This is a genomic window from Mesorhizobium sp. M7A.F.Ca.US.006.04.2.1 (assembly GCF_004022915.1).
GTDB classification, from domain to species: domain Bacteria; phylum Pseudomonadota; class Alphaproteobacteria; order Rhizobiales; family Rhizobiaceae; genus Mesorhizobium; species Mesorhizobium ciceri.
The window spans coordinates 1-1017 of the sequence record NZ_RZQA01001348.1 but is presented as its reverse complement, the minus strand read 5'-3'; the positions used below and the strand labels follow the sequence as shown (position 1 = coordinate 1017).

The 1017-nt window shown below is 54.7% G+C and carries 1 protein-coding gene; it reads left to right on the top strand.

The genetic code is table 11. The features are described 5' to 3' along the window. Window positions 1–26 precede the first annotated feature (26 nt). A complete protein-coding gene (locus EN925_RS37210) occupies window positions 27–899 on the top strand; it encodes a transglutaminase family protein (protein ID WP_127366479.1) in 873 nt (290 codons plus the stop codon). Window positions 900–1017 lie beyond the last annotated feature (118 nt).

The following is a 1017-nucleotide window of genomic DNA, read 5'->3' as shown; positions in this document are numbered from 1 at the left end:
GTGTATGCAGAAGGCACAAGGACATCATGCCTATTTTTTCAGTGAGGCACTCGACTGTCTATCGTTACAGCCGACCTGTAAGGTTTGGCGAACACCGGCTGATATTCAGGCCGCGCGACAGCTTCGACCAGAGACTTCTAGACCACGCCATGGTCATTGATCCCGAGCCGAAAGAGCTCCGTTGGATCCACGACGTTTTTGGAAACTGCGTTGCCGTGCTCGATTTCAAGGGGGCAGCTAAAGCACTGCACTTCGAAACAGCCATTCGGCTTGATCATACGCCTCAGCACGCGCCCGATTTTCGCATCGACGAAGCAGCACTCAGCTATCCGTTTTCATACGAATCTGACGAAGCAACCGACCTTTCCCAGACCATCGAGCGCCATCATCCCGACGAAGGGGACGAGATTGGAAAATGGGCACGACAATTCTTGAGTGCCGGTGGCAAGACAGAGACGGGCACACTGTTGATGACACTCTGCTATGCCATCCACGAAAGCTTTGTGTATTCCCGTCGAACGGAACCCGGGACACAACCGCCTCTTGTCACGCTACATCTGCGGCGAGGCACATGCCGTGACTTCGCACTGTTCATGATGGAAGCTGTTCGATCGCTTGGTTTCGCTGCGCGTTTCGTGACCGGATATATCTACGTTCCAACCCGAGACAAGTTGGAGGTACGAGGTGGAGGATCGACCCACGCCTGGTGCCAGGTCTATTTGCCTGGAGCCGGTTGGGTCGAGTTCGATCCGACCAATGGCATTGTCGGTAATCGGGAACTGATCAGGGTGGCAGTCGCTCGACACCCGCGACAGGCGATCCCTCTTTCCGGCAGCTACTCGGGAAGCGCTTCGAGTTTTTTGGGCATGGACGTCGAGGTGAAAGTTACCAGGGAATAATCAGACCAGAACCCTCGCCCAATGAATGTGGTGGAACCGATTCGTCAAAGCGGAGTTTGGCCGTCTCCTCAATCAAGAACATTTGGAGCGACGATGCGGATACGCGCAGGTTACAATC